The 22452-nt window shown below is 38.1% G+C and carries 26 protein-coding genes; 5 read left to right on the plus strand and 21 right to left on the minus strand.

The window, feature by feature from the left end:
- Positions 1-80: 80 nt before the first annotated feature.
- The 3 genes from B1NLA3E_RS16820 to gpr all read right to left on the minus strand — a co-directional run bounded on the left by B1NLA3E_RS16820 (position 81) and on the right by gpr (position 2862).
- Positions 81-422 carry a YqxA family protein gene (locus B1NLA3E_RS16820; protein ID WP_015595037.1) on the minus strand — a complete coding sequence of 114 codons (342 nt, stop codon included), beginning with the start codon at positions 420-422 and terminating at the stop codon, positions 81-83.
- A 16-nt stretch (positions 423-438) separates the two neighbouring features.
- Complete coding sequence (locus B1NLA3E_RS16825; RefSeq protein WP_015595038.1) at positions 439-1638, minus strand: stage II sporulation protein P; 1200 nt, start codon at positions 1636-1638, stop codon at positions 439-441.
- A gap of 99 nt (positions 1639-1737) precedes the next feature.
- Positions 1738-2862, minus strand: a complete 1125-nt coding sequence (gene gpr, locus B1NLA3E_RS16830; RefSeq protein ID WP_015595039.1) for a GPR endopeptidase — start codon at positions 2860-2862, stop codon at positions 1738-1740.
- Between the two features lie 264 nt (positions 2863-3126).
- Here gpr and rpsT point away from each other — a divergent pair, with 264 nt between their 5' ends.
- Positions 3127-3390 (plus strand): 30S ribosomal protein S20, encoded by a 264-nt coding sequence (gene rpsT, locus B1NLA3E_RS16835; protein ID WP_015595040.1) that lies wholly within the window; start codon positions 3127-3129, stop codon positions 3388-3390.
- A 38-nt stretch (positions 3391-3428) separates the two neighbouring features.
- Here rpsT and holA read toward each other — a convergent pair whose 3' ends face one another.
- The gene (gene holA / locus B1NLA3E_RS16840; protein ID WP_015595041.1) at positions 3429-4451 is read right to left on the minus strand and encodes a DNA polymerase III subunit delta; all 1023 of its coding nucleotides are present in this window, start codon (positions 4449-4451) and stop codon (positions 3429-3431) included.
- 308 nt (positions 4452-4759) lie between these two features.
- Between holA and B1NLA3E_RS24245 the strand changes: the two genes are divergently transcribed.
- Positions 4760-4891 carry a YqzM family protein gene (locus B1NLA3E_RS24245; RefSeq protein WP_015595042.1) on the plus strand — a complete coding sequence of 44 codons (132 nt, stop codon included), beginning with the start codon at positions 4760-4762 and terminating at the stop codon, positions 4889-4891.
- 423 nt (positions 4892-5314) lie between these two features.
- On the opposite strand, the gene B1NLA3E_RS16850 is transcribed toward B1NLA3E_RS24245, so the two are convergent.
- The 3 genes from B1NLA3E_RS16850 to B1NLA3E_RS25705 form a co-directional block, all read right to left on the minus strand.
- Complete coding sequence (locus tag B1NLA3E_RS16850) at positions 5315-7630, minus strand: DNA internalization-related competence protein ComEC/Rec2 (protein ID WP_015595043.1); 2316 nt, start codon at positions 7628-7630, stop codon at positions 5315-5317.
- An 87-nt stretch (positions 7631-7717) separates the two neighbouring features.
- A complete protein-coding gene (locus B1NLA3E_RS16855) occupies positions 7718-8278 on the minus strand; it encodes a ComE operon protein 2 (protein ID WP_015595044.1) in 561 nt (186 codons plus the stop codon).
- Between the two features lie 108 nt (positions 8279-8386).
- Positions 8387-8815 (minus strand): helix-hairpin-helix domain-containing protein, encoded by a 429-nt coding sequence (locus tag B1NLA3E_RS25705; RefSeq protein WP_083935126.1) that lies wholly within the window; start codon positions 8813-8815, stop codon positions 8387-8389.
- A gap of 297 nt (positions 8816-9112) precedes the next feature.
- Between B1NLA3E_RS25705 and comER the strand changes: the two genes are divergently transcribed.
- Positions 9113-9934: a late competence protein ComER gene (gene comER / locus B1NLA3E_RS16865; protein ID WP_015595046.1), complete on the plus strand. Its 822-nt coding sequence runs from the start codon at positions 9113-9115 to the stop codon at positions 9932-9934.
- 210 nt (positions 9935-10144) lie between these two features.
- Here comER and B1NLA3E_RS26050 read toward each other — a convergent pair whose 3' ends face one another.
- The 9 genes from B1NLA3E_RS26050 to B1NLA3E_RS16905 form a co-directional block, all read right to left on the minus strand.
- Positions 10145-10339, minus strand: coding sequence for a transposase (locus tag B1NLA3E_RS26050; protein ID WP_144061603.1), 195 nt, complete (start codon positions 10337-10339; stop codon positions 10145-10147).
- Positions 10340-11029: 690 nt separating this feature from the next.
- On the minus strand, positions 11030-11776 hold the full coding sequence (locus tag B1NLA3E_RS16870; RefSeq protein ID WP_015595047.1) for a class I SAM-dependent DNA methyltransferase: 747 nt from the start codon (positions 11774-11776) through the stop codon (positions 11030-11032).
- Positions 11773-12129, minus strand: coding sequence for a ribosome silencing factor (gene rsfS, locus B1NLA3E_RS16875; RefSeq protein ID WP_015595048.1), 357 nt, complete (start codon positions 12127-12129; stop codon positions 11773-11775). Before rsfS ends, B1NLA3E_RS16870 begins: the two co-directional genes overlap by 4 nt.
- A 4-nt stretch (positions 12130-12133) precedes the next feature.
- Positions 12134-12700 (minus strand): bis(5'-nucleosyl)-tetraphosphatase (symmetrical) YqeK, encoded by a 567-nt coding sequence (yqeK, locus tag B1NLA3E_RS16880; RefSeq protein WP_015595049.1) that lies wholly within the window; start codon positions 12698-12700, stop codon positions 12134-12136.
- Entirely contained in the window at positions 12690-13259 is a 570-nt protein-coding gene (locus B1NLA3E_RS16885; RefSeq protein WP_015595050.1) for a nicotinate-nucleotide adenylyltransferase, read from the minus strand. The genes yqeK and B1NLA3E_RS16885 overlap by 11 nt, the downstream gene beginning before the upstream one ends.
- A gap of 15 nt (positions 13260-13274) precedes the next feature.
- Positions 13275-13568: a ribosome assembly RNA-binding protein YhbY gene (gene yhbY / locus B1NLA3E_RS16890; protein WP_015595051.1), complete on the minus strand. Its 294-nt coding sequence runs from the start codon at positions 13566-13568 to the stop codon at positions 13275-13277.
- Positions 13562-14401: a shikimate dehydrogenase gene (gene aroE / locus B1NLA3E_RS16895; RefSeq protein ID WP_015595052.1), complete on the minus strand. Its 840-nt coding sequence runs from the start codon at positions 14399-14401 to the stop codon at positions 13562-13564. The genes yhbY and aroE overlap by 7 nt, the downstream gene beginning before the upstream one ends.
- A 33-nt stretch (positions 14402-14434) precedes the next feature.
- The gene (gene yqeH / locus B1NLA3E_RS16900) at positions 14435-15538 is read right to left on the minus strand and encodes a ribosome biogenesis GTPase YqeH (protein WP_015595053.1); all 1104 of its coding nucleotides are present in this window, start codon (positions 15536-15538) and stop codon (positions 14435-14437) included.
- 3 nt (positions 15539-15541) lie between these two features.
- Positions 15542-16057, minus strand: coding sequence for a YqeG family HAD IIIA-type phosphatase (locus B1NLA3E_RS16905; RefSeq protein ID WP_015595054.1), 516 nt, complete (start codon positions 16055-16057; stop codon positions 15542-15544).
- Positions 16058-16500: 443 nt separating this feature from the next.
- Between B1NLA3E_RS16905 and B1NLA3E_RS16910 the strand changes: the two genes are divergently transcribed.
- Positions 16501-16641 (plus strand): sporulation histidine kinase inhibitor Sda, encoded by a 141-nt coding sequence (locus B1NLA3E_RS16910; RefSeq protein ID WP_015595055.1) that lies wholly within the window; start codon positions 16501-16503, stop codon positions 16639-16641.
- 20 nt (positions 16642-16661) lie between these two features.
- On the opposite strand, the gene B1NLA3E_RS16915 is transcribed toward B1NLA3E_RS16910, so the two are convergent.
- Complete coding sequence (locus B1NLA3E_RS16915; RefSeq protein ID WP_041580634.1) at positions 16662-17459, minus strand: phosphatidylserine decarboxylase; 798 nt, start codon at positions 17457-17459, stop codon at positions 16662-16664.
- Positions 17460-17578: 119 nt separating this feature from the next.
- Here B1NLA3E_RS16915 and pssA point away from each other — a divergent pair, with 119 nt between their 5' ends.
- Positions 17579-18118, plus strand: a complete 540-nt coding sequence (pssA, locus tag B1NLA3E_RS16920) for a CDP-diacylglycerol--serine O-phosphatidyltransferase (protein ID WP_015595057.1) — start codon at positions 17579-17581, stop codon at positions 18116-18118.
- Between the two features lie 158 nt (positions 18119-18276).
- On the opposite strand, the gene sigK is transcribed toward pssA, so the two are convergent.
- The 4 genes from sigK to B1NLA3E_RS16940 all read right to left on the minus strand — a co-directional run bounded on the left by sigK (position 18277) and on the right by B1NLA3E_RS16940 (position 22448).
- Positions 18277-18999, minus strand: coding sequence for an RNA polymerase sporulation sigma factor SigK (gene sigK / locus B1NLA3E_RS16925; protein WP_015595058.1), 723 nt, complete (start codon positions 18997-18999; stop codon positions 18277-18279).
- 383 nt (positions 19000-19382) lie between these two features.
- Positions 19383-19646, minus strand: a complete 264-nt coding sequence (locus B1NLA3E_RS16930; protein WP_015595059.1) for a YrhC family protein — start codon at positions 19644-19646, stop codon at positions 19383-19385.
- A gap of 739 nt (positions 19647-20385) precedes the next feature.
- Positions 20386-21519, minus strand: coding sequence for a bifunctional cystathionine gamma-lyase/homocysteine desulfhydrase (locus B1NLA3E_RS16935; protein ID WP_015595060.1), 1134 nt, complete (start codon positions 21517-21519; stop codon positions 20386-20388).
- 5 nt (positions 21520-21524) lie between these two features.
- A complete protein-coding gene (locus tag B1NLA3E_RS16940) occupies positions 21525-22448 on the minus strand; it encodes a PLP-dependent cysteine synthase family protein (protein WP_015595061.1) in 924 nt (307 codons plus the stop codon).
- Positions 22449-22452 lie beyond the last annotated feature (4 nt).

Below are 22452 nucleotides of genomic sequence, written 5' to 3' on the forward strand. Positions count from 1 at the left end.
CGCCCGCCCATCGGCGACTAACAAAAGACGAGTCAGCCTGGGCAAAGAAAAAACAGGAGGCGATATTCCGCACCCTGCACCTATTTATCCTTTGAGTTAGAAATCATTTCAATCGTTTTTTCTGTTACGGTAGTAATTCCCTGTGCAATCTTTTTCCCGGTTGCTGAGAAAAAATTATACGAGTTCATCTTCTCTAGTTCCTGTTTTTTCTTTGCTAAATCATGACTTGTGACATCTCTTCCTAAGAAAGAAGCTTGTATTTTTCCTTGTTTCCCCTCAGTTAATGTAAAAGCACTACCTGTATTCGGGTCATCGTACCCCTTCATTAGATGAATTCCATCATTTGCTTGTTGCATCCCGAACAGAACACAAATAAACATAATGGAGGCAAGTAGAAGGCTTTTTAACATAAATAGTTTCATTTATTTCACCTACAAGCTAGTTTTGATTAGTTGGTTGGTTTGTGTTTTGATTTACTTTTTCCGCCTGCCAGTAATATTCACTGAAGACATCAGCTAATGCATCAGATGATCGATACAATTCCTCAAAGGTATTATCTACTCCACCAAATTCAATCAGGATAGCATTTTGTGATAGATCTTGGTTGTACTTTCCATTTCCTTCTCTTTTAACAATTACACCTCGACTTAAACCTGGATATTTTTTATCAAGGAGGTTGTGCAACTCTGTGGCCAGCTTTAAATTTTTTTCATAATTACTTTGGTTTCCTCCAATGATAAAGGCAAGCTTTGCATAAGATTGTCCATTTATGACTTTAGTCGTCATCTCCCTGCGATGACTATCTCGGTGAATATCAATAAAATAAGTATAGTCTCGATTACTTGCCATCGCCGCTTGGACAACGGGTCTTGACTCCTGATAGGACTTTGTATAGTCCAAACCTTTTCTATTTAAATTTGCTTGAATATCAGCCTTTTCTACGGCAGTTCCAATTCCTCTACTTTCTAATTGCTCTTTCATTTTATCCCCTATATTCATCACATTAATCTGTGAATGATAGGCTTTATCAGGGTCAGTTACTCCTTTTAGGTAAGGGAGATAGGACTCTCGATTATGAGTAAAATATAAATACATCACTTTTCTATTGCCTGTTGTTAAAGGTGGGGGTGAACTACCACCGCTATTGCCTGTCCCATCTATGCCCTCAGTATTTTGAAGTGAAGCCTCCTGCTCCGCTTTTAACACCTCAACTGGTGGCGCAGATTCCATTGGCATATTTGTATAATTAGTACCTTCACCAGCAACAACAATTTTCCCATCAAACAATGAAAATCCAGGCAATTCTCTTCCTAACAAACTTCTAGGATCATCTAAATTAATATTCGCTGACATTTTAAACAGGATATTCGTTAACTTCGGAGACTGACTTGTAACAGGGAGAGCGCCAAGAAAATAATGATTCTCAGAACCCATCAAATGATAGAGCCATTCCCCTGTCATATTCGTCGCTACATTATTCACAGAGGAGGAAGTTAATCGAAATTCAGGCTTTAGCGAAGTCATCAAGCCACTAAGAGAGAATACTAAAAATAAAAACAGCAAAAAGGCAATGAACGCTTTTACAATACTTGACGCTTGTACGGTTACGACTAATCCAGTTCCCCTATTATGTTTCATGATTCCACCTCTATTAGCTATTCTATTAAATACTATGAATTTGCTAGAGAGGATAGAACCTTTGGGCGTTACTTTAATTCAAGTAATCCACTTGCTTTTTTATCTTGTATAATAACCAGTGTTGTCCTGATTTACGGTTTGATGCAAGGCTGCATTCAAACCGTTCGCTAGTAAATTTGCCATGTCCTCGATAAAGACGTCTACTTCCTTTGGTGTAACCATTAAGTTGTGTCCAAGTGGTGCTAGGACTTCATAAATTAATTTTCTTTTTTCTTCATCAGGCAGTACGCCGATCATGCCAAGAAAGGTTTTCCTTTGTTGTTCTTCAGGCAAATCTTCATCAGTTAGCTTTTTTTTCTCGCCAAAGCTCATCCCTGCAGGTGTCAGAGACTTAGAAGGCCGATTCCCCTCTTTCAACTCTCTTCCGAAGTGCTTTAAAATATAATCAATGGTATCACTCGTGATAGAAACAGCATCTACAACGGTTGGAACACCTAGAGCAATAACCGGAATACCCAATGTCGCTTGACTAATTTCTTTGCGCTTATTACCAACACCTGATCCAGGGTGAATGCCCGAATCAGAAATTTGAATCGTCGAATTGACCCGCTCGATTGATCTTGCGGCGAGCGCATCAATGGCAATGACAAAGTCAGGCTTTGTTTTTTCGACCACTCCCAAAATAATATCGCTCGTTTCAATCCCAGTTATCCCCATTACACCAGGAGCAAATGCACTGACAGGTCGGAACCCCTCTTCAACATTTTCTGGTTGTAATTGAAATAGATGTCGAGTTACCAGTAAATTTTCACAAACAGAGGGTCCTAATGCATCTGGTGTGACATTCCAGTTTCCTAAACCAACCACTAAACAAGAGGCAGTTTCGCTAATACCTAGCATTTTTAAAAAATGGGCAAATTCCTGTGCGAAGACCTTTGCAACTTTTTGTTGCAATTCACTATCCTGCTGTCTGATTCCCGCTACTTCTATCGTTAAATAGCGACCTTGTTTTTTGCCAATCGCCTCTTCTGCTTGTTTGGTAATTTCAACAATGGAAATTTTCATTCCATCTTCTTCTTTTTCCTTAATGATGACACCCTCAATTTGCGAGAGATTTTCTTCGTTCTGGACTGTCTTGGCTCTTTCAGCAATAGCCATTTCCCGAGCCTCAACAGCAAGGTCTGTCCGAATGGAATATTTACTCAAATCAAGTGAATCCTTCATAGGTTTCCCTCCATTGTCAATTTTGGAAGATTTTTTAACATAGCATATTTTTAGCGATCAACACCGGTTTGGTCGCCTTCCTAGATGTTCATCCAAAACTATCTTTACCTTTCTATTAATAAAACATTCGTCTATTAAGCAAAATGTAGGGATAGTATTGCAAAATACCCTTGCGTTTGATAAAATATCACTTGTTCTTAATAATTGTTATGAATGTGTAAGTCGAGTTGATATAATCTCGATGCTTTTTAGGAGGTGAACGGAATGCCGAATATTAAATCTGCAATTAAACGCGTTAAAACAAATGAAAATGCAAAAGCTCAAAACATCCAAGTGAAATCTTCTATGCGTACAGCGGTTAAGAAAACAGAAGCTGCTATCGCTAACAATGACACTGTTGCGTCAGAAACTTTCGTTGATGCTGCAAGCAAGCTAGACAAAGCTGCTTCTAAGGGCCTAATCCACAAAAATGCTGCTGCTAGAAAAAAATCACGTTTAGCGAAAAAAATAAATTCTTTAAACGCGTAAATTATGCATAAAAAACGACCCATTAAGGGTCGTTTTTTTTAATTCGGATGATTTAAACGAAGTAAGAACATCTCAATCAACATCTCTTTATTCATGCCACCTGTTTTCATTTGGTAATCTGCATCAGCTAATAAATCAATCATTTTTGTTAATTCCTCATCTGAAAACTGCCTTGCATGCCCTGCGGCAAGTTTTACTCGATATGGATGTGTTTTTAAGAAACCCGCCATTTGCTGCTGCCCATAACCTCGCCTTGCAAGCTCCTTCACTTGATAAATCAACCTAAATTGACCAGCAATGATTGCTAGTATTTTTAAAGGTTCTTCGTTTTGTTTTAACAAATCATAATAAATCCGCAATGCCTCTTGGACATTGCGACTCACGATTTTATCAATTAAAGTAAAAATATTTTGTTCCAAAGACTTCGAAGCTAGACTTTCAACAATCCCTTCATCAATTAACCTAGACTCATTAGCAAATAAAGCCATTTTATCCATTTCACTCGTCAGCATAAATAGGTTGGCACCAACAAGTTCAATCATTCTGTCAGCAGCACCATCGGTTATTTGAACCTGATGCAATGAAGCACGCTCCTGTATCCACTTCTTTAATTCTGGTTGAGACAATTTTTTTGACTCAAACGTAACTGCCGTTTTCTTCAGTTCCTTCGTCAATTTTTTCCGTTCATCTAACTTTTCATATGGTGCGATAAATACTAACACCGAAAATGGGGCTGGATGCTTAAGGTATGCCTCAAGCTTAGATAGATTATGTTCGACCTTTTCTTTTGTTTTTTCAGCTGTTAGAAAAACTGGATTATGTACTAGGATGAGGCGTCTATCTCCAATAAACGGTAACGTTTCCGCATCCTCAAGGACAACTTCAATTGGGGTCTCTTCAAGATCATAAGCAGAAAAATTAAAATCAGACTCGTCCTCATCTAAGGCATGCTTTATTAACAGTTGTTTAGTTTCATTTATAAAAAACGTCTCCGTTCCAAATAATAAATATAATGGAGAGATTTGCTTTTTTTTAATTTGTTTCCATAAATCAAAAACCAATGTCCTTCGCTCCGTTCGATTTTGTTAAATTGATACTTCTATCGTAAAGAAGCGCAGGAGATTTGACAAGTACTTAGGAGGGAATTGATGTACTCCCAGTCCACCAATTCCCATTATATTTAAACGTCGTGAATATAAGACCTAGGAACTTAATTCGCGACGGTATCACGTGTGTAATGTTATTTTAGCCGGATTAGTTCAAACTATTTGTGTCAACTCTTGTCATAAAAGGAAGATGAAAGAGAATTCTGGATTTTTCTTTTTGTTTCGCTTATACTAAAAAGTGAAATAGGGGAGGGGAAAAGACTGTGAACGAATTTGAAAATAAAGTTGATAAACGTAATGATGCCTTAGATTCAGGTGCAGGTTTTTTTGTTTCATTCGGATTTTTTGCAACAATGTTTATTATTGCAACTGTCATAAAAGTTGTCGGATCTTAAGATTTCCGCTACATAGCTTCATTTTTCAAAAGGCTGCACTTCCCTTGCAGCCTTCTTTTTTTTGGCTGTTTTCGTAAACTTTGTTGCTATTTACTAAAGAGAAGTGTGGTTAATTTCCGCTCCAGGATGCTCGCTTTCCGCGGGGCGGGCGGTGAGCATCCTCGGCGCTTAGCGCCTGTGGGGTCTCACCTGTCCCGCTGCTCCCGCAGGAGTCTCGCACCTTCCGCTCCAATCAACTTCTGTATCAGCGGTTTTCTTACCAAAAACATATTAAAAAACGACAATCTTTTTGAAAAGAGCCATTTTTTAACTATGCTACAGTGGATGCTGTTTTACCAACAAAAAATGTACGCTAGGGAAATGATTAACATCAGAAGTCCGAATTCAACAAGAAGTTTGAGGGGTATTTCGGTTTACCCTATACTATGGAATCCACACTGAAAAAGTTCCTTTTCCTCTTTTAAAAATGTATGTAATCGCCCCATGTTGGTCGGTCCGTAAAATTTGAACAGAATGTTCCTGTAAGCGGGAAATCACCTCTGGTTTTGGGTGTCCATATCGGTTTTTTTCTCCTACCGATATAACTGCCACTTCGGGATGATATTGCCTAAGTAGCTCTTCTGATGTAGATGATTGACTGCCATGGTGCCCTACTTTTAATATGTCAATTTGCAGTGAGGGGTGTTTCTTAATAAGTTTCTTTTCCATTTCTTCTTCCATGTCACCGGTAAACAACCATGACAATCCTCCTAACTTAACATAAATAACGACGGACCCATTATTTTTATCTACCCCTTCCATTTCTACAGGCGGTGATAATATTTGAAAATGGCTTGTTCCAATCTTCCAGCCCGCTCCTTCTGAAACATAAGTGATTGTAATGGCTTTTCGTTTCGCCAAATTGATTATTTCTCCTTCGAGATCTGATTGATTTTTTACTTTTGGTAACAAAATTTCCTTAACATTCAGTCCTTCCATTACCGATTCTGCTCCTCCCATATGATCGTAATCTCCATGGGTCAAAATTAATTTGTCAATCGAACTAATTCCTTTACTTTTGATAAAGGGAATGATCACATCCTTCCCCACCTCAAAGCTTTGATTCTTTTCCTGCCATTCCTCTTTACCAAATGGAACGATTCCCCCTGTATCAATAAGGTATTTTCCCTGATGATAGGGCAGTTTTATGAAAATCGCATCCCCTTGTCCAACATCAATAAAGGTGATTTCTCCATATGGGTCCATTATGTTCACAATAATTTGCAATAGAATGGGGAGCACCAATAAAATTGTCACTTTCACCACTTTTTTCGGTGTCCTTTCCCAATGAAAAAATACTACTGTAATGCTAACAATATAGATCAAAAGCAGCAAAACCCCGGGACGCCCTAGAGTAATCATTTGAAACGGTAGTAGTGAAAGCCACTCAATGAGGCGGTTGGCGAAACTGATGGTTTGATTCGTTATCCATAATAACGGTTCAAATAGAACCCCAAAAAAAGGGTGGAGAATAAATACAAAAAAAATAAACGGAGTAAGAATGACCGAGAAGAATGAAACAAATAGAAAATTAGCAAGCAAGGACAAAACCGAGAATTCGTAAAAATGAAACAGAATAATGGGCAAAGTGGACATTTGAGCAATCATGGATGTAAGTAGTAATTGTGAAATGGGTCCCTGACCATTTGAAAGGAAAACAGTGGATAGAAGGAGCGAAGCACTTGCGATAAATGTTAGTTGAAATCCAACATCAAAAATGAGGAAAGGACCAAAGAACAATGACAATAATAATGCAATACTTAATGCATCTAAGGGTTGTATCCTATTGTTGCTTACCTTCAAGCTAATTAATATGACCAACATCATTAAAACTGCCCTGACAACAGAGGCAGTTGCACCCGTCAACAAGGCATAGAAAGGTAGAAAAACGAGCAAGATGTCAATCATTTTTTCCCTAACAATACCTAATCTTATTCCGACTAAAAATAGAACACCCGTTAAAAAGCTGACCTGTAGTCCTGAAATCGCTAATAAATGCACAATTCCTATTTTTTGATAGGAGGAAACTAGTTCTGTTGACATAAAACTTCGTTCACCAAAAAGCAGAGCGATTGCGAGCGAGGCCATTGGCTCGGGAAAGTTTCCCTTAGCGTAGTCGATTCCTTGGTGGCGAACTTTTTCTGTGAAAGATAATAAAGTAGCTTTTTTGTGGGAACATGAGCGAATTGAGAGTTCATCAGGGGTTAATATCCAATAAATTTGTTTGTTCGCCAAATATTGTTGATAGCTGAAAGCATTGGGGTTTCGTGAGGATGATGGGGTTTCAAGCTGGCCGTTTATAGTACATGTAGAACCATAGGTGAGTTGACTTTCAATTTTTCTTTTTTCTTGAAAAGATTTTATTCTGTATTGTAGTAATAGCTTCTCATCTGTTTTTTCATCCTTCACCGCGATTTTTAATTGATCACCGTCAATTTCCCATTGTTGCAATTGAACCGACAATAGCTTCTCGCTTCCGGTCAAGACGGTTTTATTCTTAGTGTTAGCGGTGACTCCGATTATGATAAATATAAGAAATACCATAATGAGGCAAACCATTTGTTTTACCGAAAAAGACTTACACCGATACAGGACATACGCATACATTAAAAAAATAAATAAAAATGGCAAAAAGTCAATTAAAGCACAAAATATCCCAAGTAGCGCACAAATAGAATAATAGATGCCCTTCCCCTTCATAGTACTTGCTCCTTAATTAATATTGGCTAACCAAAAGTTTCAGCAGCGCATGTTTAAAAAGCCGCCGGAACATCAACCGGCGGTTTTTTATTCCCGAAACAGTGCATTTGCTGTTTCAGTCAATTGTGATAAAGTTTCTTTTTTGACACCATTTTTCTCAAGTTCCGATAATAATAATGTAACAAAATCAGTTTTTTCTTGGTTATTCCAATTAATAGAATGACTACTATTAACTTGTTCAACATGGACATTTGCCGTCGAAAATAACTCTAGTGCATATGGATGATTTTTATAATCTTCAGCATAATATACTGTTTTAATCCCAGCTTGAATAATGGCTTTACAGCATTGTAGACACGGAAAATGTGTCACATAAATATCTGAGCCTGAGGTAGGTACTCCGAATTTCGCACATTGTAGGAGCGCATTCATTTCAGCATGAATGGTTCTGACACAATGATTATCAATTACATAACACCCCTTATCGATACAGTGATCCCCACCGGCGATAGAACCGTTATAACCTCCAGCGATAATCCGTTTATCTCTGACAATCGTCGCCCCAACTGTCAATCGGGTACAGGTGCTTCTAAGTGCTAACAGGTGACTTTGCGCTAAAAAATACTCATTCCAAGAAATGCGTTCCAATGATTTTTCCTCCCTCAATTTCCAGATATTTCTCCGCTTATCATGCCAATAAGGGTGTGCATGCAGTTTCTTATATAAAGCTAGTACTACCCTATTCTGCAAGAGAATTTAATCAATGGCAATCTTATCTTTCAATTTTTCAAAAGTTTTTTCACCTATACCACTTATGGACTGGATATCCTCGATTGATTTGAATGGACCCGTCGTTGTACGGTATTCAATGATTGCTGCCGATTTTGAAGGACCAATGCCTGGCAAGGTTTCAAGCTCTGCTTCATCTGCAGAATTGATATTGATTTTATTAGATTCTGACCCAAGGGAACCTGCACTCAGTCCCCCATTTGATGATTGGACGAAGCCTTGTGTCTCTTGAACTAACTCACCGACCATTGGAATATACAGGACCATTTCATCTTCAACATGCATCGCTAAATTCACTTTTGATTCATCAGCATTGTCCGATAAACCACCCGCTCTTTTAATTATTTCTACTACTCTCTCCCCCTCTCTGGCCTCGTAAACACCTGGATTTTTAATAGCTCCCTATAAATCAACCATTATTTTCTGCGTGACCTTTTTAGTCGCTTCCGTTTGTTCATTTTTTATCTCAGAAGTTTCTGTTGGAATATTTTCATTAGAGGGGAGGGTTGGGGGGGGGGCAGGTGAAAAAAAGTAATAAACGGATAAAAATACCACGAGTAATATTACTGAAACGAAAATTTTATACTCCTTAATCCATTCTTTCAATTCGTACCATTCCTTTCAATAGTTATATTCCTGCATATACTTTCATATGGTTATATGAGAAACCTGCTTTTAAAGGAGGATAGAGCGATGAAAACTGGAATCATAGGGGTAGGTAACATGGGAAGGATAATAACAGAGGCTATGCTTGATGAAAAGGCTGTTTCTCCTTCTGACATGACAATTGTAAATCGATCAAAGAAAAAAGCCCTTGAGCTTAAAAATATATATCCAGCTATTACAGTGGTTGACGAACCGGCACATGTGGCAAAGCGGTCCGACTTAATTTTCATTTGTGTGAAACCTCTAGATGTCTTAGGTGTCGTTCAAGATATTCGACCTTATTTAACACGAGAAAAGTGTCTTGTTTCTATTACAAGTCCTGTTAGTGTACACCAGTTGGAATCGATTGTTCCTTGCTCAGTAGCAAGGGCCATTCCAAGCATTACAAATCGAGCAAAAGCAGGCGTCTCGTTAATGACATTTGGCGAGAATTGTCGCGAGGAATGGAAACAGAAACTGGTGCAATTATTATCAAGAATCTCCGTCCCTGTTGAAATCGAAGAGAAAGTAACCCGGGTAGCTTCAGACATGGTAAGCTGTGGTCCTGCCTTTTTTAGTTATTTAACACAACGATTTATATCTGCTGCGGTAAAGAAAACAGAAATTGACAAGGAAACGGCGATTACTTTAGCAAGTGAAATGTTAATTGGACTTGGAGAATTGTTAAAAAATCAATACTATACATTACCCACGTTACAAGAAAAAGTATGTGTGAAAGGCGGAATTACCGGCGAAGGAATAAAAATATTAGAAGAAGAACTAGGAGATGTTTTTGAACATGTATTTTTAGCGACACAACAAAAATATAAAGAAGACTTGGAGAAAGTCAGGAAACAATTCCATTTATAACATTCTTTATTTTTTTAAAAAATCCTGCGAAATTATTAAGTTTTTTTAGAAATATCAAATAAAGAAAAGCCATCGTTAAAATGATGGCTAAGATTGTCGAGAAAAGGTATTTTTCTCGGCAATTTTTTTGGTTTATCTTTTTAATCTGCTAAATGGCCGGTTGATTTCCGCTCCGGGTGCTTCGCTCCAATCAACCTAGGGGCAAATCCCCTAAAGAACTGCAACACACCTTTTGTAGTCTAGCCAAGTGTGTTGCAATTTTTTAATACTTTGGCAGGCTGCCATAAGGAGAGACTGTTCACTTACATTCTTCATTCCCCTAACCGGAAGTAGCGAAGCCCATTCGTCACTTTTTAAGTCTGCGAAGCTTCGCTCAATTATTTCCTTCCTAAATTTATAAAGTATTTTTCCTGATTTAGATACCTTTTCCTTGTGTTGCTCCCATACATGTCATGTTACAACTTTAAATTTGTTTTTTGACCGTGTACATTGGGATAGTAGTGGGCAGTACTCAAAATATTCCCGAGTATCCACTTCTTTTTTGTAACCTTGTGTTTATCTGCGTTTGCCTTTATGTGTGTAGAAACTGTAATTAAAACACACGCCAACCATCATATGAGTTATCGCTAGAAGAACAATCTTATCAAAAAGATCTTGGAAAATATTTGTATCCTTATTACAGTGTTGACAATTTTAACTAATCCTAGAGTGGTGTGGAACTGATCAGAACTAATTCATCCTTTTGGCTTAAACATTGATTTCACCACTTATTTTTATTATTTATTGGTTGAGTGGAAGGTCTGAATTGGAACCGCCATGTTGATTGGAGTGGAAGGCGCGAAGACTCCTGCGGGAGCAGCGGGACAGGTGAGACCCCGCAGGCGTTTAGCGCCGAGGAGGCTCACCGCCCGCCCCTAAGGTGCGCGAAGCGTCTGGAACGGAAATCAACAGACCTATTGAACAGCCTATTTATTAATAATTATTAATAATATTATAGCGAATGACCGCGGTTAATCATTAAAGTTTTTAGGCGAAATAAAGGCTGTCGAGAGTTTCTCGACAGCCTGAGCCATCGTTAAAATGATGGCTTTTTCTTTATTGTTTTTTTGCTGTAAAAAAAATTCTTTCGGAATGCTTATGAGGTTCATTATCGCTAAAATCCGCTGATACATCTAGCAATTGAAATCCAGCTTCGTTTAACCACTGTTCATATTGATCGATGGAGTAAGTCCGTTGCAAGTGCAGTTCATCAAATCGATCATATTGACCTGTAGTGTCATCCAACACAAAAAAACTTAAATCATGCTCGACACTATTAGGCCATTCGCCTTCAAAGCATTGCCAAATATAAGAGATCTTTTCATCATTCAGGGAGAAGTTTCCACCTTTAAATATCTCATTCATTTTAAACAGAGAATGAACATCAAACATAAACAATCCCTCTGGTTGTAAATGTTCAAATACACGCTGAAAAGTTTTGATAACCTCTTCCTCTGTTTGTAAATAATTTAATGAATCGCAAAAAATAGTGATGACATCAAATTGGCCGAAACCTTCCATTTCCGTCATGTTTTGCTGAAAAAAGTGAATCGACAAGCCTCTATCTGCTGCCTTTGCATGGGCAACAGCTAACATGTCATCAGAGAGGTCAACTCCCGTTACAGCAAAACCCGCTTCAGCTAGCCAAACAGACAATTCACCAGTCCCACATGCCACATCTAAGATGGAATGCGCTTGAACTTGGTACTTCTTAGCTTGACTAACAACCTTTTCAACCCATGCATCGTAGGGTGTATCTTTCATTAATTCATCATAAAGATAGGCGAACCTATTATAGGTCATTGATTTAACTCACTTAATACATTTTCAATCTTGGCATCGCCCCAAAGACGTTCGAGTTTATAATAATTTCGCTCATCCTTATGGAATATATGGACAACCACATCGCCTAGATCAACCAAAATCCATCTAGCCTCTTCAAAACCTTCAATTCGTTTAACTGGTTGCTGTAATTCCTCAACTTTTTCTTTTATTTCACGGGCAATGGCCTGAACCTGTTTATCAGAATTCCCGTGGCAAATAACAAAATAATCTGCAATCATTGAGATTCCTTGCATATTTAGGACGATTATATCTTCTGCCCTTTTATCATCCGCCGCTTTGACAACGGTTTTCAATAAGTTCTTTTCTGTCATAAAATTATTTCTCCTCACTATTTATGAGATAATTATAGGTTACAAACGTATCAGGAAAAACAGGTTGATTTTTCTTAAGTAAAAAAACAATTGTATTTTTCATCGCTTGAATTAGCGCAACTGTTAAATTGCCCTTCGCCATATCTCTTACTTCTTCCACACCTGGAAAGTGCCTTCCAGGCTCAATATAATCTGCTAAATAAATAATTTTTTCAAGGGTGGTCATTTCCGGTCTTCCAGCGGTATGATATCGAATCGCATCCAATATTTCTACATCTGTTATCCCCGCTTCCTTTTCAACAAGATAGGCACCCACTGGGGCATGCCATAGTTCACTATTAAATTGAAGAAGTAGGGGATTCATCCCTTGATCAATAATCGTTTGTTTCATTTCTTCCTTGGACCGAAACTTTGCATAGTCATGGAAAATTGCCGCTAACTCCGCTTTTTTTTGATCTGCGCCATATCTGTCGGCAAGGACAATAGCTGTTTCCATCACTCCAAGGGTGTGCTGGTAGCGATGATCCGTTAACTGGGGCTTCACTATTTTCAAAGCAGTTTCACGATTCATATAGCATATTCTCCTCAATATAAGTTCGAACTAGGTCTGGTACCAAATAGCGAATTGGTTTTTTTTCTTTAATTCGATTTCGGACTAATTTCGATGATACCCCCATCTCCGGCACCTTTACATTAATAATGGGATAGATAGTTTCTTCAAGATAGTCTGGCCGGTTTACACCAACAAATTGGACCATCCTGATAAGTTCATCAATCTTGCTCCATTTTGGCAAATACTCAACCATATCCGCACCAATGATAAAATAAAACTCAAACCTTGGATATTTCTCCTTGACGAGTTTCATTGTATCAATCGTATAGGATCGCCCAGAGCGTTCGAGCTCTATCTTTTCTATATAAAAATTAGGGTGTCCATCTATTGCTAATTCAAGCATGTTCAAGCGGTCAAGCGTACTGGCTCCGTCTGATTTTAGCTTATGCGGTGGCTCCTGGTTAGGCATAAACCAAATCTCATCTAATCTTAATTCATTTAAAACTTCATTAGCAATGAGCAGATGACCATTATGTGGAGGATCAAACGTGCCTCCGAGTATGCCGATTTTTTTCAAAACCAGCCCTCCTTGCTATCTTGGCAATTCAATTTTCTTATTTTCTTTCGATTCCTTATACAGGACAATCGTTTTCCCAATTACTTGAACAAGCTCGGAACGACTTCCAGTAACTAGTTTTTGTGCGACAACATCCCGGTCTTCTTCACAGTTTTGCAAGACACTAATTTTCATCAATTCTCTTGCTTCCAAGGCATTTGTAATCTGTTCAATCATATTATCATTTACTCCACCTTTTCCAACTTGAAAAATTGGATCAAGATGATGAGCTTTTGAACGTAAAAAACTTTTTTGTTTTCCAGTTAGCATTTTTTTCCTCCTAGTTGCATTTCTACAATATTCTTCATTCGATCCGTATCAGGAAAGATTCCTGTCCAAATTTCAAAGGCAAGTGCTCCTTGAAAAACGAACATATCTAATCCATTTTGGATAATGGCACCTTTTTGCTTAGCTTCTCTTAAAAGCGCCGTTTCAAGCGGGTTATAAATAATATCACTTACAAAAGTTCCAGCTTTAAGGTGTTCTAGGCTCAATGGTATATCCTCAGTATGTGGGGACATCCCAATCGAGGTTGTCTGAATGATTACATCATACTCACCTAGTCGTTCCTCGGCTTCTTTCATTTCATATGCAGTGGAATCAACGTGATAAGGGCACTCTTCTATAAGCGTGTACGCTTTAACTTTCGTACGATTACATATATCAAGTCTTTTTACCCCTGCTTTAGCTAATGAAAAGTAAAGCGCACGTGCTGCTCCTCCCGCTCCAATCATAAGCACCGATTTATCTTGGAGATTAGTGATTTGCTCTGTTAATCCTCTCACATAGCCATTTCCGTCGGTATTAAATCCTGTCAGTTTTCCATCTATATTAACAACCGTGTTAACCGCCCCAATTGCACTAGCCAATGGATCAATTTGATCCAATAAAGGGATGATGGCCACCTTATGCGGAACCGTAATATTAAAACCACTGACCCCTAAAGACTTCAATCCTTTAATAGCATCTACCAATTCCTCTTTTTTTACATGAAACGGGAAATAATGGGCATCCATTGAATAATTTTGAAAAAGGTCATTCTGCATAATTGGTGACATCGAATGGGCAATTGGGTCACCGATTACTCCAAATAATTTTTTCACTTTCCTCTCCCCTTAGCACTTCTTTTCTCGTCTCTAAATAAGTGATTTTCGAATCATCACTTGGACTCCCTTTGGAACATAGGCAGCAACTTTTGCGCCTGGGTCATTGATTGTAACCCAGCCAAGACCTGAAAAAACAACGTCGGTTTTTCCTTCTTTTATCATGAATTCATGACGAACAAGTTCAGGGAATTCGTCTAAACCCTCTTTTCTTGGCGGTGTTAACATTTCCCCAACATGATTTTGATAGAGTTCATCGGCCTTTTCTATTTTTGTTCGATGAATTCCAAGTTCATTTGATATATAACAAACGAAGGATCTTCGGCCACCACTAAGATAATCAAACCGAGCTAATCCACCAAAAAACAGTGTTTGTCCTTCATTAACCTGATAAATCTTTGGTTTAATTTCCTTTTTTGGAGTGATAAATTTCAAATCCCGCTTGTCTATAAAATGAGCCATTTGGTGGTGATTAATGATCCCTGGGGTGTCAATCAATGCTTTTCCATCAGATAATGGGATTTCAATGATGTCAAGAGTTGTCCCTGGAAAATGAGAGGTAGTAATGACATCTTCACCACCGGAGAACTCTTTAATGACCCTGTTTATAAACGTGGACTTACCTACATTTGTACACCCAACCACATAAACGTCTTTTCCATCACGATGTTTTTCAATTGCTGCAACAGCTTCCTGAATAAACTGACCCCTTGCTGCACTCACAAGAAAGACATCCTCTGGTTTTAAACCTTGCTCTTTAGCTTCATGTTTCATCCAATGAATTAATTTTGCTGGTTTTACCGATTTCGGCAATAAGTCTACTTTATTTCCAATTAATAATATTTTGTTGTTCCCGACAAATCGGTGTAATCCAGGTAACCAGCTCCCATTAAAATCAAAGATATCAACAATTTTAACGATGAGCGCATCTTTAGTACCGATTTCATTTAATATTTTTAAAAAATCATCATCCGTCAAATGAACATCTTGGACCTCATTATAATTTTTCAAACGAAAACAACGCTGACAAATGATTGTTTCTTTTTCTAAAGCAGATTTTGGTGCAAAACCAAGTTCATCAGGTTGTTCCGTCTGAATTTTCACACCACAGCCTATACAAACATATTGTTCACTCACACATTAATCCTCCCATTGGATCATTCCTTTTTTTCTAAACCAATTTAAAAGTCTTCTTTCAATTTGACGATTTAACTTTGTGAAAAATCCATCTGTTCTTGCGACAGGTACGACTAAAATAGTATGAAATCCGCTGCTATTTCCTCCAAAGACATCCGTCAATAATTGATCCCCAATGACAACGGTTTGATCTTTGTTCAGACCCATTTGAGATAATGCTTTCCTAAATGCAAACCCCAATGGTTTTCTTGCCCTAAAAATAAACGGAATTCCTAGTGGGTCGGAGAAGGATTTTACTCGTCCTTCATTATTATTAGAAACAATGGTCACAAGGATATCGTGTTTTCTCATATCTTCAAACCATTCAATCAGTTTTGGGGTAGCATACTCACGATCCCATTCGACTAAGGTATTGTCTAAGTCGGTGATGATCCCCTTTACTCCTTTTTCTTTCAAAGCTACAGGAGAAATATCAAACACACTTTTTACATGTTGGTCTGGTAAGAACTTCTTTAACAATTATTTACACCTCATATTCTCATAATACCGATTCCATCATACCGAAAAAGAACGACTCTTTCAAAATAAAGCTAATATGTATAAATGATTATCGCTTATTTTTCAACAAAGTAAAACTAGTCGTGACTAAAGCTTAAAAGAAATATGTAGAATCTTATCGAAATGTCAACAAATTAGCACCGGAGTTAGAAAAGTTTTCGACAACTTCCCGCTTCACCCACTTCTGTGGATAACTTTATTCACATTATACACCTTAGTTTTTTTATGAATACGGTGTTTATAAACAAATTAATCACAGGTTATCCACTGCTTGTTGTGGATAAGGGAACGGTTGTTCCAACCCCTATATTTTGATAGAGTTATGTTACATCAAATGATCATACCATTATATTCTTAATTTTGTTAAATAGAATAAAAACTTTTAATGGAGGTGACAAGCTGGCATGAAAAAACTCACTGATGATCTTCTAATTGAAGCTTACTATAAGGCCAGAGAACTTAAACTTAACCCCGATTTTATTCGCTTAATTGAAAAGGAACTGCAACGACGAGCTTTATTTCTTAAAATCAAGGTATCCTCTTAAAGTGAATAAGCCGGTTTGGCTTATTTTTTTTGTTGTTTTGCCCGGATTTCTCCTAGTTTTTGACCTACTGAAATATCCTTAGGTGTTTTAATCGATGATAGCGCATCAAATGTATCTTTTTCAAAAAGCAATACAACAGTTGAGCCAAACGTAAAATAAGCTAATTCTTCACCTTTTCCGATGTTGCCGCCCTCATGTACCATTTCAATAGAATTTACGAACATTGCCCCTACTTTCACGACTGCTACATGACCACTCTCATGTTTTATTTCCGTAATCCGACGGTAATTTTTTGAAAGAGTCTGATGACCATATTTCAAGCCCCATTTGTTCACCGGAAAGGATTTCCTACCGAGTGTCCATTGCCCGATAATTTCACCAGTAACTGGACTATGAATGCGATGATAATGACTCGGACTTAAATAAAGAATCATGTATAGACCATTTATATATTTAGCTAAAACCTGCTCATTTCCAAGCATTTCAGCAATAGAATAATTTTTCCCTTTAACTGTTATCTCATTCGTTTTCTTAATTTCCCCAATATCTTCAAGCACTCCATCTACCGGACTAACAATTGACAATGGGTGTTGATCATTTGGCCTTGCTCCAACCTTAAGTCTACGGACAAATAGATCATGAAGTGTTGGATACTCATCTAATGATTTTTCCATTTCCAGTAAATTAATCTTATAGGCTTTAACAAAAGAAGGAATAATAAAATGACTAACCTTTGAGGTAGCAAATTTTTTTAAGACTTTAGAAGTAAACTTCCCATTTGTTAATTCAATCATGAGCCGATATAAACCTTGCACCAATATATATACCTCCAAAATATGTGAATTACTCTTTACGCACATGCATAAAAAGCTTAAAATAAAATATTATTATATAAATTAAGTTATACCCCTTCCGTGCTATTAAGGAGTGAGGAGAATTGTTTTTTTTAGAAGTTGTTGATCAAACCATTAAAAAGCTTAAATGTCAAACAGCAAATGTATTAACCCTAACAAATTTAGGCCTTGGTGGTTATGCAATTATTGTTGGGCTAAAAGGAAACCTAAACCTTAGTTTACTGCTTATTTTTATTGCAGCGTTGGCTGATCGTTTTGACGGAATGGTCGCTAGGAGATTTAATATTGAATCTGAACTTGGAAAGCAGCTCGATTCCATGAGTGATATTATATCATTTGGAGTAGCCCCAGCACTATTATTATATCAAGGAATTTTGCATGAATTTGGGGCACCTGGAATATTCTTTACCGTTTTCTATATTGGATGCGGGGCGTTTCGCCTTGCCAGATTCAATATTACTGAATGTAATGGCTATTTTACGGGCTTACCTATCACAGCTGCCGGGTGTCTGGTAACGCTTAGTTTCCTTGTAATACCATATTCCCCGCCACAGACGTTTTTCTTTTTAATCATTTTACTATCATTTTTAATGGTCAGTTCATTTAAACTTAAAAAAGTCTGAAAACAAGACAACAGCGCTTATACGGTGCTGTTTTTTGTTTGTATGTCTATAAAAATACCCAAACTGTTCATTTGTTAATCATACCACTCAATGGTTGGGCTAAAAGTAAAGAACAGAAAAAATATTAAGGCAAAAAAATGGACGATGGCGAATTCCCATCATCCATTTCCATTTTTGCGCTTTTCTTTTTCAGCACGATAAAATTCATGAAACATTTTCATTAGTGCGCGTTTTTCGATTCTAGATACATAGCTTCTTGAGATTCCTAATTCTTTGGCAATTTCACGCTGTGTCTTTTCTTTTTGTAGATCAAGTCCAAACCTTCCTACGATCACTTCTTTTTCACGATCATCTAATACATCAATGTATTCTTTAACTTTTTCAAGTTCCATGTTTAATTGAATGGTATCGATTACATCTTCTGACTCTGATTTAAGTACATCAATCAAGGATATTTCGTTGCCTTCTTTATCCTGTCCAATTGGATCATGTAATGAAACATCTTTTTTCGTCTTCTTTAAAGCTCTTAAATGCATCAAGATTTCATTTTCTATACAACGGGCAGCATACGTAGCAAGTTTTGTACCTTTCCCCTCAGAATAGCTCTCTATCGCTTTGATTAATCCAATTGTCCCAATTGAGATGAGGTCCTCGGCGTCTTCACCTGTATTTTCGAATTTTTTTACTATATGGGCAACAAGCCGCAGATTATGTTCAATCAGCATATTCCTTGCATGTGTATCTCCTTTTGCCATTAGCTGCAAATATTTTCGTTCCTCCGCTGCTGACAAGGGCTGTGGAAAGGCGTTATTTTTTACATAAGAAACTAGAAATACGATTTCCTTAACTAAGTAGCCAAGTGCTGTCAAAATACCGGACATTGTTTCACCCCCACTAGTTTAGGTCTTTTCCCTATAACTAATTCCTATGTGAAAAAAGAGGGATTTTTGTCTGTCCTGATAATTTTTTTATGTCCATCTTGAAAGTAAAAAAGCATTCACCTCACTCAAGGTCAATGCTTTCTCGTGCTTTTATTATGCATCTGCACTAACTTCAGCAGCAACGATACTTCCAATAGCCCCACAAATAATAAGTCCCATCACCATTAAAAACATATCCCCCACACCCCTCAGTAAGTATCTGAATATTACAATTTCAATTTACCACATTGACCCCTTATTTAAATTGCTGAATTGTGAACATTGTGTTACATGTGACATTTGTAACAACTATACAAAAAAAAACGCCCCGATTAATAGGACGTTTACTTTTTCGTCATGTATTCTTGCCCTTCTTCTGATTCTAACAATCTACGCCTACAAATCTTGGATTGATTTAAGAACAGAACTGAAAATGTAAGAAATATAAGGGATGCCCCCATCATGATATTCATATCTAAATCTGACTTTGCGACAGACGGAATAATCACACCTAAGTAAAAAAATACACCCACGGCCAGCAATACAATACCATACCGCTTATAGTCTAGCATTTTTGCAAACAAACTTTTCACGATTTCAAGCTCCATATTCGCTCACCTAGCCTTATAAAAAATCTATAAATCTACTGTAACATACAGAACAGATTTATAGATGATGTAATATTTAGCAAAGGTGGAAAAAAGGAGCCGAGATGAGTCAGCCCTCAGAGACCTAAAAGCTTTAGTTATTCACCGTCTTAATTTGTTATAACATTATTAATCATGATTTTTAAATAGTCTGTTCAATAGGTCTGTTGATTTCCGTTCCAGGCGCTTCGCTTTCCGCGGGGCGGGCGGTGAGCCTCCTCAGCGCTAAAGCGCCTGCGGGGTCTCACCTGTCCCGCTACTCCCGCAAGAGTCTTCGCGCCTTCCACTCCAATCAACAGGGAGGTTCCAATACAGACCTTCCATTCAACCAATAGAAAATAAAAATATGTAGTGAAATCAATGTTTAAGCAAATTGAGTCTAGCCACAGTGAATATGAATTTTTGTCTATTGATTAATTAGTTCCAAACGATCCTTTGATTCCTATTTTTCCACGACTCTTTGATTTTGGGCATCATTGAGGCTTTTTATTCCCATTTTCCGGCCAAAGCTGTCCGAAATCGCCGCAATTTTTTAGTTTGATTGCCCCCTGTTAATTGGAGCGGAGATCAACAGGTTCCTTAGCATAAACAATCTCATATTAAAAACTTGCATTTAATGTTCTGGCAAAATGAAAAATTGTCGAGAAAATAGCCTTTCTCGACAATCTGACTAGCTGAGATGAGTCAGCCCCTTAAATTCTTATTTTAGCGCTTGAGTTAAATCCTCGATTAAGTCCTCAAGGTCTTCTAATCCCACAGAAATGCGGACTAAACCGTCAGTAATCCCTAGTTCGGCTCGACGCTCACTTGGAATCGATGCATGGGTCATTTTAGCAGGAACAGAAATCAAGCTTTCCACTGCCCCTAGGCTTTCTGCTAACGTGAAATATTTCAGCTTACTTAGCAGTTTATTAGCATTTTCCTCACTACCAACATCAAAAGAAACCATCCCTCCAAAGCCACGTCCTTGCCTTTTAGCAATATCATGGTTTGGGTGTGTTTCAAGCCCAGGATAAAACACCTTTTTCACTGCCTGATGTTCCGATAAAAATTTAACAATTCCGGCCGTGTTTACTTCATGCTCTTCCATCCGTACGCCCAACGTTTTGATTCCTCTCATTAATAACCAGGAATCTTGTGGCCCTAATATACCTCCGGTGGAGTTTTGGACAAAGTGCAAATCACTAGCAAGCTGTACACTATTAACTACCACTAAGCCAGCAACGACATCACTATGACCACCCAAATATTTTGTTGCACTATGCAACACGATATCCGCCCCAAGATCAATTGGATTTTGCCAGTATGGCGTTGAAAATGTATTATCAACAATGGTTAATAGCTTATGCTTTTTCGCAATAGCGGCTACTTCCTTAATATCAGTTACTTTTAAAAGTGGATTGGTCGGTGTTTCCAGGTAGATGGCTTTCGTATTTTCTCTTATAGCCCCTTCAATATTCTCAAGGGCACTTGTATCGACAAATGTGCTGTCGATGCCAAATCGGTTAAGAACCTTTGATATCACCCGATAAGTACCGCCATATACATCATCTGTTAATACAACATGATCCCCGCTATTAAATAGCATCATCACAGCCGTAATAGCGGCCATTCCTGATCCAAACGCAAAACCTGCTGTTCCATTTTCTAAATCTCTAATTAGCGCCTCTAAGGCCTGTCTGGTCGGGTTCCCCGTCCTTGAATATTCAAATCCTTTATGACCGCCTATCCCTTCTTGCTTGTAGGTGCTTACTTGGTAAATTGGGACAGATACCGCTCCTGTAAGAGGATCGCTTGGCATTCCGCCATGAATGAGTTTAGTCTTAGTTTTCATCGAACCTATATGCCTCCTTCAAAAATCTTTTTGCTTAAGTATCGTTCGCTTCCGTCAGGAAAAATGACCACAATGTTCGTACCCGGTTTGGCTGTTTTTGCTTCCGCTAATGCTGCGTGTAATGCGGAACCAGATGAACTACCGACAAGAAGACCTTCTTTCGCTGCAACCTCTTTCACACGGGCAAAAGCATCATCATCACTAACGGTATGAATCGCATCAAAATAGGAGGTGTCCATAAACCCTGGTAGAAACTCCATGCCAATCCCCTCGGTCTTATGTGGACCAGGAGAACCTCCATTTAAAATCGAGCCTTCTGGTTCAACAATAACCGTTTTAATTCCTAAGTTCTGTTCCTTTAAATAACGCGCGGTTCCCATAAAAGTTCCGCCAGATCCAGCACCAGCAACAAAAACGTCAACATTCCCTTCCATCTGTTCCCAAATTTCCGGCCCAATTGTTTGGTAATACGTATTTGGGTTAGCGGGATTAGCAAATTGCTGTGGACAATAGGCTCCAGGGATTTCTTGTAATAGCTGGGTTGCCTTTTCTATCGCACCCTTCATCCCTTCACTTGTTGGAGTATGGACAATTTCTGCTCCTAACGCCTTCATTAAATCCTGTTTTTCGCTACTAAATTTCTCTGGTACACAAAGAATTACCTTTACACCTTTGTTCAACGCTGCTAATGCAAGACCAATTCCTGTATTACCAGCAGTTGGTTCAATCACTGTGCCACCCACCTGTAGTTTTTCGCTCTCGAATGCTTCTCGCAAAAGCTCAATCCCTAACCTGTCCTTAACGCTTCCACCTGGATTCATAAACTCTAACTTGCCGAAAAGGCGAACACCGGGTGGTAAAGCTAAACTATTAAGCTCGACGATTGGCGTTTTGCCAATTAACTCGTGTACACTTTGATAAACCTTCAAACCA

The sequence above is a fragment of the Bacillus sp. 1NLA3E genome, assembly GCF_000242895.2.
Classification (GTDB): Bacteria; Bacillota; Bacilli; order Bacillales; family Cytobacillaceae; genus Bacillus_BU.

Coding starts and splice junctions, on each gene's coding strand:
- B1NLA3E_RS16820 (WP_015595037.1), bottom strand. CDS start 422: ATGAAACTATTTATGTTAAAAAGCCTTCTACTTGCCTCCATTATGTTT.
- B1NLA3E_RS16825 (WP_015595038.1), bottom strand. CDS start 1,638: ATGAAACATAATAGGGGAACTGGATTAGTCGTAACCGTACAAGCGTCA.
- gpr (WP_015595039.1), bottom strand. CDS start 2,862: ATGAAGGATTCACTTGATTTGAGTAAATATTCCATTCGGACAGACCTT.
- rpsT (WP_015595040.1), top strand. CDS start 3,127: ATGCCGAATATTAAATCTGCAATTAAACGCGTTAAAACAAATGAAAAT.
- B1NLA3E_RS16850 (WP_015595043.1), bottom strand. CDS start 7,630: ATGAAGGGGAAGGGCATCTATTATTCTATTTGTGCGCTACTTGGGATA.
- comER (WP_015595046.1), top strand. CDS start 9,113: ATGAAAACTGGAATCATAGGGGTAGGTAACATGGGAAGGATAATAACA.
- B1NLA3E_RS16870 (WP_015595047.1), bottom strand. CDS start 11,776: ATGACCTATAATAGGTTCGCCTATCTTTATGATGAATTAATGAAAGAT.
- rsfS (WP_015595048.1), bottom strand. CDS start 12,129: ATGACAGAAAAGAACTTATTGAAAACCGTTGTCAAAGCGGCGGATGAT.
- yqeK (WP_015595049.1), bottom strand. CDS start 12,700: ATGAATCGTGAAACTGCTTTGAAAATAGTGAAGCCCCAGTTAACGGAT.
- yhbY (WP_015595051.1), bottom strand. CDS start 13,568: ATGCTAACTGGAAAACAAAAAAGTTTTTTACGTTCAAAAGCTCATCAT.
- B1NLA3E_RS16910 (WP_015595055.1), top strand. CDS start 16,501: ATGAAAAAACTCACTGATGATCTTCTAATTGAAGCTTACTATAAGGCC.
- sigK (WP_015595058.1), bottom strand. CDS start 18,999: ATGTCCGGTATTTTGACAGCACTTGGCTACTTAGTTAAGGAAATCGTA.
- B1NLA3E_RS16930 (WP_015595059.1), bottom strand. CDS start 19,646: ATGGAGCTTGAAATCGTGAAAAGTTTGTTTGCAAAAATGCTAGACTAT.
- B1NLA3E_RS16935 (WP_015595060.1), bottom strand. CDS start 21,519: ATGAAAACTAAGACTAAACTCATTCATGGCGGAATGCCAAGCGATCCT.